Consider the following 16,950-nt stretch of genomic DNA (forward strand, 5'->3'; position numbering starts at 1 on the left):
CATGTTCCTACGCGTTACTCACCCGTCCGCCACTGACGATCCGAAAACCGCCCGTGCGACTTGCATGTGTTAAGCATGCCGCCAGCGTTCGCTCTGAGCCAGGATCAAACTCTCAAGTTCATCCGTCCCCGCCACCACGCGATCGAAACCGCACAGCAGCAGAAACTCAGAGACCACTCCAATCAAACATCTCTCTCACTCTCGTTCAGCACCAGGAAACCAACCCGCCCCAGCACGTCAGCCCACCATGCCACCAGCACCCCCGGACACTCTCCCGAGCCCCCGAACGAACACACAACTCAGCACAAACCAAACAGCCTTCCAGCCGCCTCGCCCGCGCCAGCCGCGCATCCTTCCCACATCAGCGCCGCTCCCGCAGCACCCGCATGGGCCGTCCCAGTTCCTCATAGCCAAACCAACGCCCCGGAACTGCCCACAACACCAGCCGCCAAACCCCCGCACGCCTCTCAGCACGCGCCGTCCAGCCGCCAGAGCCAGGACGCTCCCAAGCGCCAAACTCCAGTAAAACCCCTATTCAGATTTCAAGGATCACACCGCTCTTCGCCAAACCACGCCAACTCGGCACCGGTTCCACTCCGGACATCCCAGCCTATATGAAGGCGGGCCGTCCGAAACACTTGAAACCAGCACCCTGTCAGGGGGTCCGGGTCCAGGGCCACCACAACTCGTGGCACCCTGCGGTGAGGCGGATATAGTCCCCTGCTCCGCCACTTGGCTAGCCCTTTTTCGCCGTTCTGCCATGAAGCTGTCATGCAAGTGGCGCATACTTCGAGCTCTTGCATTCCGAATCTGCTTGGGTCCAGGCGACTCCGCCATCGGTACACGTCCTGGAGCCTCGCCCGGCGCGCCCTGGTAGGCTGTTCTCCCCAACATCCTTCAGCCATTGCCCCCCGGCGGGACGCTTGCCTCCCCGAACCCGCCGTCGCCTTCCTGTAGCCTCCTACCTCCTTCTCGTTCTCCGGAATGGCGCTCCTGAACCGCCGCTGGCGCCGTCAGCCGCTTGACGGCCCGGGCCAAGACCCGACCTGATGCCGCCAACAAAGCCTCCGGGAGAGAACCATGTTCCGACGCCGCCTCGCCACGCTGGCCGCCGCCCTCGCGGTTGCCGGCCCCCTGCCCGCCCTGGCGCAGGCGCAGTACCCCAGCCGCCCCATCAGCATGATCGTGCCTTTCGCGGCCGGCGGCCCCACCGACACGGTGGCGCGCCTCACCGCGGAGGTGATGGGCCGCGACCTCGGCCAGACTATCGTGATCGAGAATGTAGGCGGCGCCGGCGGCACCCTGGGCGCGGCGCGCGTCGCCCTGGCCCGGCCGGATGGCTACACCATCCTGATGCACCACATCGGCATGGGCACCACCCCGGCGCTCTATCGCCGGCTGAGCTACGACGCGGTCAACGGCTTCGAAACGGTGGGGCTGGTCACGGAAGTGCCCATGACCATCACCGTCAAGAACGGCCTCGCGGCCCGCAACCTGTCGGAACTCGTCGCCCTGATGCGCTCGCAGAAGGAGGGGCTGAACCTCGCCAATGCCGGCATCGGCGCGGCCAGCCACCTGTGTGGGCTGCTGCTGCAAACGGCGGTGCAGCAGCAGGTCACCACCGTCCCCTATCGCGGCACCGGCCCGGCCATGACCGACCTGATCGGCGGCACGGTGGACATCATGTGCGACCAGACCACCAACACCACCGAGCAGATCCGCGCCGGCTCCATCCGGGCCCTGGCCGTCACCACGCCCACCCGCCTGGCCGCCCTGCCCGACCTGCCCACCGCCGCCGAGGCCGGGCTGCCGGGCTTCGAGGTGTCCGTCTGGCACGGCATCTACACCCCCCGCGGCACCCCTGCCGCGATCAACGACCGACTGTCCCGCGCCCTGCAGGTCGCCCTGCGCGACGAGCGGCTGGTGGCCCGCTTCGCCGAGCTCGGCACCGCCCCGGTCAGCCAGGACCGCGCCACCCCGGCCGCCCATCGCGAGTTCTGGCAGGCCGATATCACCAAGTGGCGCCCGATCATCCAGGCCGCCGGGCAGTATGCCGACTGAGGAGGCCGCCCGGCCGGAAGACACGCGAAAGCGCGAAGCCGCGCGTTCCAGCGCGCGCCGATCCAGTGTAGAGAGCGTCCTCTCCGCGCAGGCGGTGCCTGCGGCCGGCCTGTCCGCGCGGGGAAACAGGTGGTGTTGCGGGGCGATCGCATGAGCAAGCTGGAAGGACGTCTCGTCCTGGTGGTGGAGGACGAGACCCTGGTCGCGATGCTGGTGGAGGACACGCTCCTCGATGCCGGCGCCCGCGTGCTCGGGCCGGTCGCCACCGTGGCTGCCGCCCTGGCGCTGGTGGAAAAGGAGGTGCCCGACGTGGCCGTCCTGGACCTCAACCTCGCCGGTGAAACCTCCGAACCCCTGGCGGACGTACTGACCAAGCTCGGCGTGCCCTTCGTGGTGGCCTCCGGCTACGGCCAGGCCGGCGTGCCCGCGCGCTATTCCGGCGTGCCCGTGCTGGCCAAGCCCTATGCGCCCGAGGAACTGACCGCCGCCCTCGGCCGACTCGGCAACTGACCCTGCCGGCCCGCGCGGCACCGGCCGCGCGGACCACCCGCCCCGGGCCACCCCAACGGGACTGCCCGGGATAGGCCGCGCGCCGCGGCACGCCGCCTGCTAGGCTGCGGCCCATGTCGGCCACCATCGCCTTTCACCTGAACGGGGAACCGCGGCACCTGCCGCCGGGCACCTCCCCCACCACCACCCTGCTGGACTGGCTGCGCGGCGCGGCCCTCACCGGCACCAAGGAAGGCTGCGCCGAGGGCGATTGCGGCGCCTGCACCGTGGTGATCGAGGCCGCGGACGGCTCCCGCGTGCCGGTCAACAGCTGCCTCCTCATGCTCGGCCAGTTGCACGGCCGCGCCGTGCGCACGGTGGAAGGGCTGCGCGGCCCGGACGGCGCGCCGCATCCCGTGCAGACCGCCATGGCCGAATGCCACGCCACGCAGTGCGGCTTCTGCACCCCCGGCATCGTCATGACCGCCTGGGCCCATGCCCGCGAGGGCGGCGACCCGCACGAGGCCCTGGCCGGCAACCTGTGCCGCTGCACCGGCTATCGCCCCATCCTGGACGCCTTCGCGCGCATCCCCGCCGAACCCGCGGCACCCGCGGCCGCCCCTGCCTTGCCCGCCGCCGCGCGGCTGGACGCGCCCGGCCAGGTCTTCCACCACCCCGCCACGCTGGCCGAGCTGGTGGCGACCCGCGCCGCCCACCCGGAGGCCTGGCTGCTGGCCGGCGGCACCGACCTCGGGCTGCGCGTGTCGGAGCATCGCGAGCAGCCCGCCGAGGTGATCTGCCTGCTGGACGTGCCGGAACTGCAGGCGATCGAGGCAGAACCGGGGGGCCTGCGCGTCGGCGCCGCCGTGTCCTACCGCCAGCTGCTGGCCCTTTGCGCCGCCGAACCCGGCTACGGGCCGCTGGCCGAGCTGCTGCGCCGCCTCGGCTCGCGCCAGATCCGCGGCATGGGCACGCTGGGCGGCAATCTCGGCACCGCCTCGCCGATCGGCGACGCCCTGCCGCCGCTGCTGGCGCTCGGCGCCACGCTGCGCCTCGCCGGCCCGGCGGGCGAGCGGGAGATGCCGGTGCAGGACTTCCTGCTGGGCTACCGCCGCAACGCCCTGCGCACGGCCGAGGTGATCCGCGACGTCTTCCTCCCCCGCCCGCCCGCCGGCGCCCTCCTCGCCTGCGAGAAGCTGTCCCGCCGCTACGACCAGGACATCACCGCGGTGGGCCTGTCCGTGCTGCTGCACCTGGACGGCGGCCGCATCGCCGAGGCGCGGGTGGCCCATGGCGGCCTCGCCGCCACCGCCGCCCGCGCGCCCGGCGCCGAAGCGGCGCTGCGCGGCGCCCCCTTCGCGCAGCACAGCTTCGACGCCGCCGCCGCGGCCCTGGAAGCCGAGATCGCCCCCCTGTCCGACCTGCGCGCCAGCGCCGAGTACCGCCGCCTCGGCGCCGGCAACCTGCTGCGCCGCCTGTGGTGGCGCTTTTCCCCCGCGGAGGCCGCGTGATGGACAGCCTTTCCCCCGCTTCCCGCCCGCCGGCCGGCCCGGTATCCGGCCTCTCGCTGGCGCAGGACAGCGCCCTGGCCCATTGCACCGGCCAGGCGCGCTTCGCCGACGACCTGCCGGAGCCGCCCGGCACGCTGCACGCCGCGCTGGTGCTGTCCGACGCCGCACACGGCCGCCTGCTCTCGCTCGACACCGACACCGCCCGCGCCATGCCCGGCGTGGTGGCGGTGATCGGCCCGCGCGACATCCCCGGCCGCAACGACGTGTCCCCCTCGCACCGCGCCGGCGAATACCTCTTCGCCGAGGAAACGGTGGAACACTGGGGCCAGGCGATCGGCATGGTGGTCGCCACCACCCGCGACGCCGCGGTCGCCGCCGCCAAGGCGGTGCGCGCCGCGGTGGAACCGCTGCCGCCCGTGCTGTCGGTGGAGGAGGCCCTGAGCCGCGACGCGCTGCTCCTGCCACCGATGGTGCTGGAGCGCGGCAACCCCGCCGCGGTCCTGGCCACCGCGCCGCACCGGGTGTTCGGCACCTTCCGCTGCGGCGGCCAGGAACACTTCTACCTGGAAGGCCAGATCGCCCTGGCCGTGCCCGGCGAGGACGGCGACATTTCCGTCCATTCCTCCACCCAGCACCCGACCGAGGTGCAGCACATCGCGGCCCGCGTCCTGGGCTGCGACTTCAACCGCATCACCGTGCAGGTGCGCCGCATGGGCGGCGGCTTCGGCGGCAAGGAGAGCAACGCGTCCTGGGTCGGCGCCGCCGCCGCGCTGGGCGCGCAGCTCACCGGCCGCCCGGTGAAGCTGCGCCTCGCCCGCAAGGCCGACATGGCCGCCACCGGCAAGCGCCATCCCTTCCTGTTCCGCTGGACCGCCGGCTTCGACGACACGGGCCGCATCCTGGCCCTGGACGCCCTGCTGGCGGCCGATGGCGGCCACGTGCTGGACCTGTCCACGGGGGTGATCTTCCGCGCCGTCACCCACGCGCTGAACGTGCTGGACGTCGCCGACGTTCGCATCGACGGCCGCGTGGCCAAGACCAACACCGTCAGCAACACCGCCTTTCGCGGCTTCGGTGGCCCGCAAGGCGTGCTGCTGATGGAGGACGTCGTCCGCCACGTCGCCCGCGCCACGGGGCGGACGCCCGAAGCGGTGCGGGAGCGCAACTTCGCCGGCGGCCCCAACGGCTCCCACACCCCCTATGGCCAGGAGATCGAGGGCGACCTGATCCGCCGCGTCTGGGCCGAAGCGCGCGAGGGCAGCGAATGGGACCGCCGCCGCGTTGCCATCGACCATTTCAACCGCACGCACCCGTTTAAGCGCCGCGGCCTCGGCTCCTTCGTGCTGGCCTTCGGCATCTCCTTCGGCGTGATGCACATGAACCAGGCCGGCGCCCTCGTGCACGTCTACGCCGACGGCTCCATCCGCCTGAACCACGGCGGCACGGAGATGGGCCAGGGCCTGTTCATTAAGGTGGCGCAGATCGTGGCCGACGTGTTCGGCGTGCCGCTGTCGCGCATCCGCATCACCGCGACCTCCACCGGCGAGGTCCCCAACACCTCCCCCACCGCGGCCTCCACCGGCACCGACCTCAACGGCATGGCGGCGCAGATCGCGGCCACGGCGATCCGCGACCGCATGGTCGCCACCGCCGCCGCCGAATGGGGCGTCGACCCGTCCGAGGTGGTGCTGGAGGACGGCCAGGCCCGCGCCGGCAACCACGCGCTGGGCTTCGGCGAGCTGGCGACGCTGTGCCACCTCAAGCGCGTCTCGCTTTCCGCCACCGGCTTCTATCGCACCCCCGGCATCCACTGGGACCCGGCGGCGATGCGCGGCGAGCCCTTCTTCTACTTCTCCTACGGCGCCTCCGTGGCCGAGGTGGAGGTGGACACGCTGACCGGCGAGCACCGCTGCACCGCCGCCTATCTCGTGCAGGATTGCGGCCGCTCGCTGAACCCGGTGGTGGACCTCGGCCAGATCGAGGGCGCCTTCGTGCAGGGCCTGGGCTGGCTGACCTGCGAGGAACTGTTCTGGGACCCGCAGGGCCGGCTCCGCACCCTCGGCCCGTCCACCTATAAGATCCCCGGCTCCCGCGACGTGCCGCCCGACTTCCAGGTCAAGCTGCTGGCCGATGCCCCGGCGCGCGCCAACACGGTGTTCCGCTCCAAAGCGGTGGGCGAGCCGCCGCTGATGCTGGCCACAGCGGTGTGGAACGCCCTCAAGGACGCCACCGGCACCGAAGCCCTGGACCTGCCCGCCACGCCGGAACGCGTGCTGCTGGCGCTGCGCGACGCGTCCCGACGCGACGTGGCCGGCGCGCCAGGGCGCGACGCGGCCGGCGCACCGGGGCGCGACGCCGTGCCTGAGCCGGAACACGGCCGCGGCGAGGAGACCCCGGCATGACCGGCCTGCAGCACCTGGAAGCCACCGTCCGCCAGCAGCTGGAACTGCTCGACTACCCCCGCCACCCCTGGGTACCGCCGCATCCCGCTGCCGCGGACGGCGAAGCGGTGCTGGACGTCGCCGTGCTGGGCGCCGGGCAGACCGGCCTGGCCACCGCCTTCGGCCTGCTGCGGGAAAAGGTGCGCCGGGTGGCGATCTTCGACCGCGCCCCGCCCGGGCAGACCGGCGTCTGGACCACCTTCGCCCGCATGCGCACGCTGCGCACGCCCAAGCACGTCAGCGGCCCCGACCTCGGCGTGCCCGCCCTGACGCCCCGCGCCTTCTTCGAGGCGCGCGACGGCGCCGAGGCCTGGGCCGCGCTGGGCAAGATCGGCCGCGAGGACTGGCAGCGCTACCTCGATTGGTACGCGCAGGTCCTGGACCTGCCGGTGCGGCACGAGCACGCCCTGGAAGCCATCGGCCACGACCCCGCCACCGACCTGCTGCATCTGCACTTCCGCACGTCGGCCGGTGAGGCGGTGATCCGCGCCCGCAAGCTGGTGCTGGCCACCGGCATGGACGGCACCGGCGCCTGGTCGATCCCCGTGCCCTTCGACGCGCTGCCCCCGGACCGCGTGTCGCACACCTCCGGCCACGTTGACTTCGCCGCGTTGAAGGGAAAGCGCATCTTGGTGGTGGGCGCCGGCGCCAGCGCCTTCGACAACCTCGCCACCGCGCTGGAAGCCGGCGCCACCCACGCCACCATGCTGGTGCGCCGCCGCCTGATGCCGCGGGTGAATCCCTTCCGCTGGATGGAGCAGGCCGGCTTCCTCGGCCAGTTCCACGCCATGCCGGACGCGCTGAAGTGGCGCTTCATGCGGCACATCTTCGACCTCAACCAGCCGCCGCCGCAGGAAAGCTGGGACCGCGTCGCCACCGACCCGCGCTTCGCCCTGCACATGGGCAGCCCCGTGACCGGGGCGCGCCTGGACGGCGGCGAGGTCGTGCTGGACACCCCGCGCGGTTCGCACCGCGCCGACCACGTCGTTATCGGCACCGGCACCGCCTTCGACCTGTCGCTGCGGCCGGAACTCGCGGCGCTGGCGCCGCACATCCTGCTCTGGCGCGACGCCTACGCGCCGCCACCCGGCCTCGACTTCCCGCCCCTCGGCGCCTGCCCCTACCTCACGGGCGGCTTCGCCTTTCGCGAGAAGGTGCCGGGCACCGCGCCGGCCCTGCGCCACATCCACTTCATGGGCTACGGCGCCGCCCCTTCCATGGGGCTGTCGGGTGCTTCCATCAGCGGCATGAAGTACGGCGTGCCGCGGCTGGTGGACGGCATCTGCCGCGCCCTCTGGCTCGACGACGCGGAACTCCACCTGCACGACCTGCTGAGCTATGCCGAGCCGGAACTGACCCGCGACATTCCGCAGGAAATGCCGGAAGCGGCGGAATAGCCCACCCCGGCGGCCCGGCCGCAACCGGCGCGCCGGGCCGTGCCGCCCGGCCGCGCGCCGACCCGCCGCACCCGCGGAAAGCACCGCCCGGACGCATGCCGACCATGCCCCCGAATCACCTTGTGCGAAACGTGGAAGGATCGTAACGAGCCGCCCTCAAAACGAGGAGCCCGTGTCGTCGTGTCCGGTCACAAAGTTCTGTCGAAGTCGATGGAAAGCCACAAGGCGCTGATCGCCATCCCGCGGCTGATCTTCCCCCTCGCCTTTCAGCCGAAGTGGTCCTACCACGAGGGCATGCGCCGCTTCGGCGCCGACCGCGACCACGGCAACCGCAAGCACGCGGGCTGCGACCTCTACGCCCCGGCCGGCACGCCGATCTACGCCTGCGCCGATGGCGTCATCCTCCGCTACGAGAACTTCTACCACCAGACCCACGCGCTGGAGGTCGACCACGGCGGTTTCATCATCCGCTACGGCGAGGTGTCGCCCTACGGTCTGCCCAAGGGGCTGAAGGTCGGCTCCCGGGTTTCCGCCGGGCAGCAGATCGCCAAGGTCGGCCACCTCGTGGGGCTGCGCGGCCTCAAGAGCGACATGATCCATTTCGAGCTCTACGGCGGCTGGGGCAGCGGCAAGCTGTCGGCGCCGCAGCTCCCGGCCTTCAAGCGCCGCGCCGACCTGCTGGACCCGACGCCGCACCTGGACCTGGCCCTGATGCGGGCGGGGCAGACCACCACGCCGCGCACGCTGCTGTCGCTGGTGGGCGCCCCCATCCCGCTGCCCACCGCCCTGCCCGCGATGTGACCCGCGGCGGCCCTTTGCCGGGCCGTCCCATCGCTCTCCCCGTCCCGGCGCCCCGCGCCGCAGCCCCACCGGAACCGAACCGCCGTGCCTTTCCCGATCCGTCGCCTGCTGCCGGCCCTCCTGGCCGCCGCCGCCCTGCCTGCCGTCCCGGCGCTGGCGCAGCAGTACTGGCTGCCCGGCGGCAGCCAGACCTTCAACAACCCCGGCCGCGGCCTGGTGGACACCATGAACGAGCACATGCTGCAGCGGCACATGGCCACCCGCCCCGGCGGCCCCGCGGCACCCTCGGCCGGTGCCCAGCCCGGCGCCGGCGGCGGTGCGTCCGGCAAGGGCGTCCCCGCCGCCGCCGCGGCCACGACCGACCCGTCCTTCCGCCTGTCCAACCGCGGCGGCACCACCATCCAGGAGGTCTACGTGTCCTCCTCGCAGGACAGCAGCTGGGGCCAGGACCGGCTGGGGCAGGACGTGCTGCCGCCCGGCCGGCAGGTGATCCTGCGCCTGCCGGTCGGCCAGTGCGTCAACGACCTGCGCGTGGTCTACAGCAACGGCCAGGCGTCCGAGCGCCGCCAGGTCAACACCTGCGCCCTGACCGACCTGTTCTTCCCCTGACGCGCCGGCCGCCCCCGCCGCGCCACCCTCGCGCGCGGCGGATGCGCGTCAGCCGGCCTCGGCGATCTGCTTGCCGAGCGCCGCCACGAAGGCCTCCGCCCCCGGCCAGCCCGTGATCCGCCCGCGCAGGCGGCCGTCGCGGAACACCAGGAACACCGGGATCCCGTGCAGCCCGAAGCGCGTGGCCATCTCCGGGTCGCCGTAGACGTTGTCGTGCAGCCAGCGCACCGCGGGCCAGCGGAAGCGCTCCGGCCGGATCAGCATCGCCGCCTTGGCCAGGTCGCAGTTCGGGCAGTCCCGGCCCCACAGGAACAGCACTGACAGCCGCTCCGCCCCGGGCTCGGCCAGCACCGCGTCCAGTTCCGCGTCGAGCACGGCCCGCATGGGAAAGTGTTGGAAGAATTCGGGGTGGCGGGTCTCGGCCAAGCGAACAGCGCTCCTGCGCGGAAAGCGCCGTGGTGCCGCCGCGCCGCTGCCGGGGCAAGCGCCGCGCCGCTCATGCCGGCCACGCGGCCAGAAAGGGGCTTCTTCCTTCCCCCTGCCCAGGCTAGGGGGAACGCCACGACGCCGGCCGGGGCGGGGCAACCGCACCAGGGCCGGACGCAGCGGAGGACACCCCGAACCATGCGCAAACGCGACCTGATGCTCGGCGCCGCCGGCGCCCTGGCGCTGCCCTTCGCCCTTCCCGCCGCCCGCGCGGCGGAATTCCCCGACCACCCCGTGCGCGTGATCGTGCCCTTTCCCCCCGGCGGCTCCACCGACATCGTGGCCCGCGTGGTGTGCGAGCGCCTGGGCGCCCGCTGGCGCCAGCCCGTGGTGATCGAGAACCGCGGCGGCGCCGGCACCATCGTCGGCAGCCAGGTCGTTGCGCGCGCGACGCCGGACGGCCACACGCTGGGCTTCGTGATCAGCGCCCACACCATCAACCCGGCGATCCGCAACGACCTGCCCTACGACACGCTGCGCGACTTCGCCGCCGTGTCGCAGGTCGCCCGCGCGCACGTGGTGATCTGCGCCACGCCCTCACTGCCGGCGAGTGACCTCGCGGCGATGGTGGCGCTCAGCAAGCAGCGGCCGGAAGGCCTGTCCTTCGCCACCCCCGGCATCGGCACCGTGATGCACATGATCATGGAGATGCTGGCCGGCGTGTCCGGCGCGCAGCTGACGCACGTGCCCTATCAGGGCGGCGCCCCGGCGCTGACGGATGCCATGCAGGGCCGCGTGCCGCTGATCCTGGACACCTGGCACGCGCTGCGGCCGCACGTGGAGGCCGGACGGCTGAAGGTGATCGCCGGCGCCAGCGGCGAGCCCATCCCCGGCGCGCCGCAGGTCCCGATCATCGCCAAGGACTACCCGGGCTTTTCCGCCTATTCCGTGATCGGCCTGGCCGCCCCCGCCGCGACGCCCAAGGCCCTGGTGGACCAGATCGCCGCCGACATCCGCGCCACCGTGCTGGCGCCGGAAAACGCCGCCAAGCTGGCCGAGCTGGGCGTGGAGCCGGTGGGCTCCTCCCCGGCCGAGTTCAGGGCCCTGGTGGAAAGCGAGATCACCCGCTGGAAGCAGGTGGTGAAGGACCGCAACATCACGGCGATGTAGCGCGCCGCGCCGCCGCCGCGGAAACGCCGGCGGCGGCTAGCGCTGCAGCCGGCGCGTCGGGCGGAATGTCGGGTGGCCGGGTGCCTCGTCGCGGTCCAGCGCGGCCAGCCCCCCGTCCAGCCGCGCCAGGGCGCCCAGCAGCGCCTCGATCTCCGCCTCCGCCAGCTCCGCCACTAGCCGGGCGTGCCGCGCCAGCAGCGCGTCCCGCGCCCGCGCTTCCAGCGCCGCGCCGGCGGGTGTCAGCGCGATGGCGGTGCGGCGGCGCGCGTCGCCCGCCACCTCGCTCACCGCCACCAGCCCGAGATCGGCCAGCCCCGCCACGGCGCGGCTGACGGCGGCCTTGTCCAGCCCGGTGCCGGTGCAGATGCGATAGGCACTGAGCGGCCCTTCCGCCGCCAGCGCCGCCAGGATGCGCCACTGCATCTGCGTCACGCCCAGCGCGTCGCGAAAGAACGCGTCGGACGACACCCGCAGCCGCGACACCAACTGCGACAGCACCGTGGGCAGATAGCGCTCGAAGTCGATCGCCTCGGGCACCGCGGGTGCCCCGGGCACCCGCGGTGCCTCGGGCGTCGCCGCCGCACCCGCCGCGGCCGGGGCGTCCCCCGCCGCCCGCGCCGCGGCAGCACCGCCCCGGCGGCGCGGTGCGGTGCGGGCGAGGCCGGGCTTCAGGCCGCGCTCTCCAGCGCCGGGGCGACGTCCTCGGTGGTGACGCGGCGCAGCTCGCGCGGCTCGCTCAGGTCGTAGCGGCGGCCGCGATGCAGCGTGGCGCGGTTGTCCCAGATCACGAGGTCGCCGACCTGCCACGCGTGCCGGTACACGTATTCCGGCCGCGTCGCGTGTTCCAGCAGGTCCATCAGCAGCGCCCGCCCCTCGGCCACGCTCATGCCGGGAATGCCGCGCGCATGCACGCCGATGAACAGCAGCTTGCGGCCCGAAGGATGCGTCCGCACCAGCGGCCAGGTCACCGGCGGCAGGGCGTTGCGCTGCACCTCGTCGTAATCCGTATCGCCCAGCAGGAAGCGCGAATGCAGCGCGTAGTGCTCCACCTGCATGTCGGCGAACTCCGCCTTCTCGCGCGCCGTCAGCCCGTCATAAGCGACGCGCAGGTCGCAGTATTCCGTGTCCCCGCCCCAGGAGGGCAGCGTCACCGCGGACAGCATGGAATACCGCGCCGGCGGGTTCTGGAAGGAACTGTCGCTGTGCCAGAGCTGGTTGGCGATGTTGCCCACCACCTTGCGACTGTCGCGCGCCACCGGCTTGCCGTCCGCGCCGACATTGGAGATGTCGGCCAGCTCGGCATATTGCAGCCGCTCCGGCCCACCCTTCTTGACGCGCTTGAAGCCCATGTCGAGCGGCCCGAAGGCGCGGCCCAGCGCCATCTGCTCGTCCTGCGTCAGCGGCTGGTTGCGGAACACCAGCACGCCGTAGCGGTCCATCGCGGCGTCGATCGCGCGCACCGTGTCCGCGTCCAGCGGCCGGTTCAGCGCCACGCCGGTGGCTTCCGCCGCGAAATGGGGGGTGAGCTGCCGCAGTTCGAGCGCCATGGTGTTTCTCCCTGAACCTGCCGCGGCCGCTTCCGCCGCGCGGCCCATAGTTGCGGCATCAACCATTGTTCCGTCAAGCACCGTCTGCGCCGCCGCGGCCCGTCCCGCAACTGCGCGAGGCACTAGCCAGCAGCGCCGCCTTCTACTTATGATGAATAAGGGTTGGCCGCGCAGACGGCCGCCGCCCCGGTGACACGGGCAGGTCGGAGGAAAGGTTCGCAGCATGAGCCACGCAGCGCAGCCGCGCCTGGGCGCGTCCGAGGTCCGGTTCGAGCATCGCCCGGACGGCAGCACGCTGGTGATCCCGGTCCGGCCGCTCGGCCCCTACGCCACGCGCCTGACGGAACGGCTGGAACACTGGGCCCGCGAAACGCCGGACGCGGTGTTCATGGGCCAGCGCGACGCGACCAGCGCCTGGCGCACGATCACCTACGCGCAAACGCTAGATCAGGTCCGTGCCCTCGGCCAGGCGCTGCTGGACCGCGGATTGTCGCCCGAACGCCCGCTGGCCATCCTGTCCGGCAACGATCTGGAACACGCCGTGCTCGGGCTGGCCGCGATGCATGTGGGCGTGCCCTACGCGCCGGTCAGCAACGCCTACTCCCTGGTGGCCACGGATTTCGGCAAGCTGCGCCACGTCCTGGGCCTGCTGACGCCCGGGCTGGTCTTCGCCGCCGAGGGCGAGCGCTACGCCCGCGCCCTGCGTGAGGCGGTGCCGGAGGGCACGGAGCTCGCCACCACCACCCCGGCCCCGGGCCTCGCCACCACCCGCTTCGCCGAGCTGCTGAACACCGCGCCCACCGCGGCCGTGGAGCGCGCGGCGGCGGCCGTGGGCCCGGACACGGTGGCCAAGATCCTCTTCACCTCCGGCTCCACCGGCCTGCCCAAGGGCGTGATCAACACGCAGCGCATGCTCTGCTCCAACCAGCGCATGCTGCAGGAAAGCTTCCCCTTTCTGGAGGAGGAGCCGCCGGTCATCGTGGACTGGCTGCCGTGGAACCACACCTTCGGCGGCAACCACAACATCGGCCTCGTGCTCTACAACGGCGGCACGCTGTGGATCGACGACGGCAAGCCGACGCATGCCGGCATCGCCGAGAGCGTGCGCAACCTGCGCGAAATCTCCCCTACCGCCTACTTCAACGTCCCCAAGGGCTACGAGGAGCTGATCCCCTTCCTGCAGCGGGAGCCGGAGCTGCGGCAGCGCTTCTTCGGCAAGCTGAAGATGCTGTTCTTCGCCGCCGCCGGCCTGGCGCAGCACACCTGGGACGCGCTGGACGCCCTCGCGCTGGACACGGTGGGCCACATCGTCCCGATGATGACCGGCCTCGGTTCCACCGAGACGGCGCCCTTCGCCCTGTGCTGCCGGCACGACGCCGTGGGCTCCGGCATCGTCGGCCTGCCGGTGCCGGGGGTGGAACTCAAGCTGGTGCCGGTGGACGGCAAGCTGGAAGCCCGCGTGCGCGGCCCCAACGTCACCCCCGGCTATTGGCGCGCGCCGGTGGCCACCGCGGACAGCTTCGACGAGGAAGGCTGGTACCGCATGGGCGACGCGCTGTGTTTGCTGGACGAATCCGAGCCGCAGAAGGGCTACCGCTTCGACGGCCGCATCGCCGAGGACTTCAAGCTCAACAGCGGCACCTGGGTCAGCGTCGGCCCGCTGCGCGCCAAGCTGATCGAGGGCCTGGCGCCGATCGCGCGCGACGTGGTGGTGGCCGGCCACGACCGCGACTTCCTGTCCGCCATCGTGATCCCCGACCTCGGCGCGCTGCGCGAGATCTGCGGCAGCGACGCGGAGGGCGACCTCGGCCGGCACCCGCGGCTGCTGGAATGCCTCGCCGGCAAGCTGCGCGACCTCCTGCCGCACACCAGCGGCAGCTCCACCCGCGTGGTGCGCGCGATGGTTCTCACCGACACGCTGTCGCTCGATGCCGGCGAGGTGACGGACAAGGGCTCCATCAACCAGCGCGCCGTGCTCAAGCACCGCGCCGCGCTGGTGGAAGCGCTCTACGCCGCCCAGCCCGAGCCGCACATCGCCAGCGTGGAGAAGCACCTGCGATGAGCGATGCCGCCGTGGCCCGCAGCCTCACGCCCACCCTGCGCAACAGCCGCGAGCTGGTGATCGAGTGGGGCGACTGCGACGCCGCCGGCATCGTGTTCTATCCGCGCTACTTCCAGATGTTCGACACTTCCACCGGCCTGCTGCTGCAGCGCGCCACGGGGATGCGCAAATCGGCGATGCTGCGGCACTACGCCATGGTCGGCATTCCCATGGTGGACACGCGGGCGAAGTTCCACCGGCCTTCCACCTTCGGCGACCCCGTCCGCATCGACAGCCGCATCACCGCCGTGCACCGCTCCTCCTTCGAGGTGGAGCACCGGCTGCTGCACGAGGGCGACGTGCTGGCGGTGGAAGGCTTCGAGACCCGCGTCTGGGTCGGCCGCCATCCCGACGATCCCGCGCGAATCAAGGCGCAGCCGATCCCGGAGGAGGTGATCGCCCGCTTCGCGGAAGCCGGCTGAACACCCGACGACGCCACACCGTATTCAAGCAGCGGCCGGATGAGCCGCATGGGGAGAGAAGAGATGTTCGAGATGCGACGCCGCGGCCTGCTGGCCGGCACCGCCGCCCTCGCCGCCCTGGGCGGCACCGCCGGCCAACGTGCCCGCGCCGCCGGGCGGCCGGTCAAGATCGCCGTGCTGAACGACATGTCCGGCGTGTACGCCGACTACCAGGGCCAGGGCTCGGTGATCGGCACGGAGCTCGCCGTGGCCGACGCCGTGGCCGCCACCGGCCAGCGCGCCGAGGTGATCTTCGGCGACCACCAGAACAAGCCCGACATCGGCGCCAACCTCGCCCGCCGCTGGCTGGACACCGAGAACGTCGACATGATCATCGACGTCCCCAACTCCGCCATCGCCCTGGCCGTGGCCGAACTCTGCCGCGAGCGCAACAAGGTCTTCATCGGCTCCGGCGCCGGCACCTCCGACCTGACGGGCGTGCGCTGTTCCCCCAATACCGTGCACTGGACCTACGACACCTGGTCGGTGGGGCAGAGCCTGGGCCGCGCGGTGACGGAAGCCGGCAGCAAGCGCTGGTTCCTGCTCGTGGCCGACTACGCCTTCGGCTACGACCTGGAGAAGAACGTCACGGAAGCCGTGCTGGCCTCGGGCGGCACCATCGCCGGCGTCGTGCGCCACCCGCTGGGCAACAGCGACTATTCCTCCTTCCTGGTGCGCGCGGGCCGCGACGCGGACGTGCTGGGCCTGTGCAATGCCGGCGGCGACAACACCACCTCCATCAAGCAGGCGGCGGAGTTCGGGCTGAACCGGCGCATGAAGATCGTCGGGCCGGTGGTGAACATCAACGTCATCCAGGGCCTGGGCCTGCGCGACGCCCAGGGGCTGCTGGCGGCCACGCCCTTCTACTGGGACCACGACGACAGCTCGCGCGAGTTCAGCCGCCGCTTCCAGGCCCGCCACCCGCGCCGCATCATGCCAAACGACATGCAGGCCGGCTGCTACGCGGCCACGCTGCACTACCTCAAGGCCGTGGCCGGCGGCGCCGACCCGGGCGACGGCCGCGCCGTGGTGTCCGCGATGAAGGCGCTGCCCACGGACGACCCGCTCTTCGGCCGCGGCACCATCCGCGCCGATGGCCGCAAGGTGCACCCGCTCTACATCATGGAAACCAAGGGCCCGCAGGAATCGCGCGGCGAATGGGACTACTTCAAGCAGGTCTCCACCGTGCCGCCCGAGCAGGCCTACCGCCCGCTCAACGCCGGCAGCTGTTCCCTGGTCCGCTGAACACCGCGTCGCCGGGTGCACGCAGGACTGCCTCCCCCGCCGGCCGCACGGCCCACCCCCGCCGCGCCCCGGTGCGCGGCGGGACGGCACGGCCGCGCGGCACCGACCGCGTGGCGGCCTTCCCCGCCCCGCCACCCTCGCCAGGGGGCCGGTTGATGCAGCCGTCCCACACCCTGGAACTCGCCCCGCCGGCGGGTGCCGATCCCGGCGATCTCACCGACGGCCCGCTGGCCCGCCATGTCGGCTTCCTGCTGCGCCTGGCGCAGCAGCGGATTTTCGAGGAGTTCCACCGCCGCTTCGGCAGCACCGGCCTGACCCCGGCGCGCTATTCCGTGCTGGCCCTGGTGGGCACGCATCCCGGCACGCGGCAGGTGGCGGTGGCCGGGGCACTGCAGATTAAGCAGCCCAACCTCGCGGTGCTGATCACCGCCATGGCCGCGGACGGACTGGTGGAACGCCGCACCGACGCCAGCAACCGCCGCGCCAACGGGCTGTTCCTGACCCCCGCCGGGGCGGCGCTGCTGGCGCGGGTGCGGCCGCAGGTGGAAGCCATGGAGGCGGAGTTCTGCGCCGGCCTCGGCCCCGGACAGCAGGACGCGCTGCTGGCCACGCTGCGCACGCTGCTGGCTCCGTGACGGCCTTCGCGCGCCCCGCCCACCCCAGCGAAAGCGGCGCTTGCGCCGGACGCCCC

General features: G+C 72.5%; 15 protein-coding genes and 1 rRNA gene. 12 read left to right on the forward strand and 4 right to left on the reverse strand.

Going from position 1 to position 16,950, the window contains the following annotated elements:
* Window positions 1-120, reverse strand: a 16S ribosomal RNA gene (locus ACLIBK_RS02150); the annotation flags it as partial.
* A 960-nt stretch (window positions 121-1,080) separates the two neighbouring features.
* On the opposite strand from ACLIBK_RS02150, the gene ACLIBK_RS02155 reads away from it, so the two are divergent.
* The 7 genes from ACLIBK_RS02155 (at window position 1,081) to ACLIBK_RS02185 (ending at window position 9,309) form a co-directional block, all read left to right on the forward strand.
* Complete coding sequence (locus ACLIBK_RS02155) at window positions 1,081-2,061, forward strand: tripartite tricarboxylate transporter substrate-binding protein (protein WP_415385567.1); 981 nt, start codon at window positions 1,081-1,083, stop codon at window positions 2,059-2,061.
* A gap of 135 nt (window positions 2,062-2,196) precedes the next feature.
* The gene (locus ACLIBK_RS02160; protein WP_415385568.1) at window positions 2,197-2,571 is read left to right on the forward strand and encodes a response regulator; all 375 of its coding nucleotides are present in this window, start codon (window positions 2,197-2,199) and stop codon (window positions 2,569-2,571) included.
* Between the two features lie 113 nt (window positions 2,572-2,684).
* A complete protein-coding gene (locus tag ACLIBK_RS02165) occupies window positions 2,685-4,061 on the forward strand; it encodes a xanthine dehydrogenase small subunit (RefSeq protein WP_415385569.1) in 1,377 nt (458 codons plus the stop codon).
* On the forward strand, window positions 4,061-6,463 hold the full coding sequence (gene xdhB / locus ACLIBK_RS02170; protein ID WP_415385570.1) for a xanthine dehydrogenase molybdopterin binding subunit: 2,403 nt from the start codon (window positions 4,061-4,063) through the stop codon (window positions 6,461-6,463). Before ACLIBK_RS02165 ends, xdhB begins: the two co-directional genes overlap by 1 nt.
* Complete coding sequence (locus ACLIBK_RS02175) at window positions 6,460-7,899, forward strand: SidA/IucD/PvdA family monooxygenase (RefSeq protein WP_415385571.1); 1,440 nt, start codon at window positions 6,460-6,462, stop codon at window positions 7,897-7,899. Before xdhB ends, ACLIBK_RS02175 begins: the two co-directional genes overlap by 4 nt.
* 180 nt (window positions 7,900-8,079) lie before the next feature.
* Complete coding sequence (locus tag ACLIBK_RS02180) at window positions 8,080-8,700, forward strand: M23 family metallopeptidase (RefSeq protein ID WP_415385572.1); 621 nt, start codon at window positions 8,080-8,082, stop codon at window positions 8,698-8,700.
* An 84-nt stretch (window positions 8,701-8,784) separates the two neighbouring features.
* Complete coding sequence (locus tag ACLIBK_RS02185; protein WP_415385573.1) at window positions 8,785-9,309, forward strand: hypothetical protein; 525 nt, start codon at window positions 8,785-8,787, stop codon at window positions 9,307-9,309.
* Window positions 9,310-9,357: 48 nt separating this feature from the next.
* Here the strand turns inward: ACLIBK_RS02185 and ACLIBK_RS02190 are convergent, their stop codons facing one another.
* Window positions 9,358-9,735: a thioredoxin family protein gene (locus ACLIBK_RS02190; protein WP_415385574.1), complete on the reverse strand. Its 378-nt coding sequence runs from the start codon at window positions 9,733-9,735 to the stop codon at window positions 9,358-9,360.
* A gap of 198 nt (window positions 9,736-9,933) precedes the next feature.
* Here ACLIBK_RS02190 and ACLIBK_RS02195 point away from each other — a divergent pair, with 198 nt between their 5' ends.
* Window positions 9,934-10,905: a Bug family tripartite tricarboxylate transporter substrate binding protein gene (locus ACLIBK_RS02195; RefSeq protein ID WP_415385575.1), complete on the forward strand. Its 972-nt coding sequence runs from the start codon at window positions 9,934-9,936 to the stop codon at window positions 10,903-10,905.
* 36 nt (window positions 10,906-10,941) lie between these two features.
* Here ACLIBK_RS02195 and ACLIBK_RS02200 read toward each other — a convergent pair whose 3' ends face one another.
* Together ACLIBK_RS02200 and ACLIBK_RS02205 are read right to left on the reverse strand one after the other, a co-directional pair.
* Window positions 10,942-11,460 (reverse strand): MarR family winged helix-turn-helix transcriptional regulator, encoded by a 519-nt coding sequence (locus ACLIBK_RS02200; RefSeq protein ID WP_415385576.1) that lies wholly within the window; start codon window positions 11,458-11,460, stop codon window positions 10,942-10,944.
* Between the two features lie 113 nt (window positions 11,461-11,573).
* Complete coding sequence (locus ACLIBK_RS02205) at window positions 11,574-12,452, reverse strand: TauD/TfdA dioxygenase family protein (RefSeq protein WP_415385577.1); 879 nt, start codon at window positions 12,450-12,452, stop codon at window positions 11,574-11,576.
* A gap of 223 nt (window positions 12,453-12,675) precedes the next feature.
* Here ACLIBK_RS02205 and ACLIBK_RS02210 point away from each other — a divergent pair, with 223 nt between their 5' ends.
* The 4 genes from ACLIBK_RS02210 (at window position 12,676) to ACLIBK_RS02225 (ending at window position 16,894) form a co-directional block, all read left to right on the forward strand.
* On the forward strand, window positions 12,676-14,514 hold the full coding sequence (locus ACLIBK_RS02210) for a feruloyl-CoA synthase (RefSeq protein ID WP_415385578.1): 1,839 nt from the start codon (window positions 12,676-12,678) through the stop codon (window positions 14,512-14,514).
* Window positions 14,511-14,975, forward strand: coding sequence for an acyl-CoA thioesterase (locus ACLIBK_RS02215; protein ID WP_415385579.1), 465 nt, complete (start codon window positions 14,511-14,513; stop codon window positions 14,973-14,975). Before ACLIBK_RS02210 ends, ACLIBK_RS02215 begins: the two co-directional genes overlap by 4 nt.
* A 63-nt stretch (window positions 14,976-15,038) precedes the next feature.
* Window positions 15,039-16,259: an ABC transporter substrate-binding protein gene (locus ACLIBK_RS02220; RefSeq protein WP_415385580.1), complete on the forward strand. Its 1,221-nt coding sequence runs from the start codon at window positions 15,039-15,041 to the stop codon at window positions 16,257-16,259.
* Window positions 16,260-16,414: 155 nt separating this feature from the next.
* Window positions 16,415-16,894: a MarR family winged helix-turn-helix transcriptional regulator gene (locus ACLIBK_RS02225; RefSeq protein ID WP_415385581.1), complete on the forward strand. Its 480-nt coding sequence runs from the start codon at window positions 16,415-16,417 to the stop codon at window positions 16,892-16,894.
* The last annotated feature ends 56 nt before the right edge of the window (window positions 16,895-16,950 follow it).

The sequence above is a fragment of the Roseomonas sp. BN140053 genome (genome assembly GCF_047690175.1).
Lineage (GTDB): Bacteria > Pseudomonadota > Alphaproteobacteria > Acetobacterales > Acetobacteraceae > Roseomonas.

Bases quoted from the DNA above. Each gene is read 5' to 3' on its own strand.
- ACLIBK_RS02155 (WP_415385567.1), top strand. From the start codon at position 1,081: ATGTTCCGACGCCGCCTCGCCACGCTGGCCGCCGCCCTCGCGGTTGCC.
- ACLIBK_RS02165 (WP_415385569.1), top strand. From the start codon at position 2,685: ATGTCGGCCACCATCGCCTTTCACCTGAACGGGGAACCGCGGCACCTG.
- xdhB (WP_415385570.1), top strand. From the start codon at position 4,061: ATGGACAGCCTTTCCCCCGCTTCCCGCCCGCCGGCCGGCCCGGTATCC.
- ACLIBK_RS02175 (WP_415385571.1), top strand. From the start codon at position 6,460: ATGACCGGCCTGCAGCACCTGGAAGCCACCGTCCGCCAGCAGCTGGAA.
- ACLIBK_RS02195 (WP_415385575.1), top strand. From the start codon at position 9,934: ATGCGCAAACGCGACCTGATGCTCGGCGCCGCCGGCGCCCTGGCGCTG.
- ACLIBK_RS02205 (WP_415385577.1), bottom strand. From the start codon at position 12,452: ATGGCGCTCGAACTGCGGCAGCTCACCCCCCATTTCGCGGCGGAAGCC.
- ACLIBK_RS02210 (WP_415385578.1), top strand. From the start codon at position 12,676: ATGAGCCACGCAGCGCAGCCGCGCCTGGGCGCGTCCGAGGTCCGGTTC.
- ACLIBK_RS02215 (WP_415385579.1), top strand. From the start codon at position 14,511: ATGAGCGATGCCGCCGTGGCCCGCAGCCTCACGCCCACCCTGCGCAAC.
- ACLIBK_RS02220 (WP_415385580.1), top strand. From the start codon at position 15,039: ATGTTCGAGATGCGACGCCGCGGCCTGCTGGCCGGCACCGCCGCCCTC.
- ACLIBK_RS02225 (WP_415385581.1), top strand. From the start codon at position 16,415: ATGCAGCCGTCCCACACCCTGGAACTCGCCCCGCCGGCGGGTGCCGAT.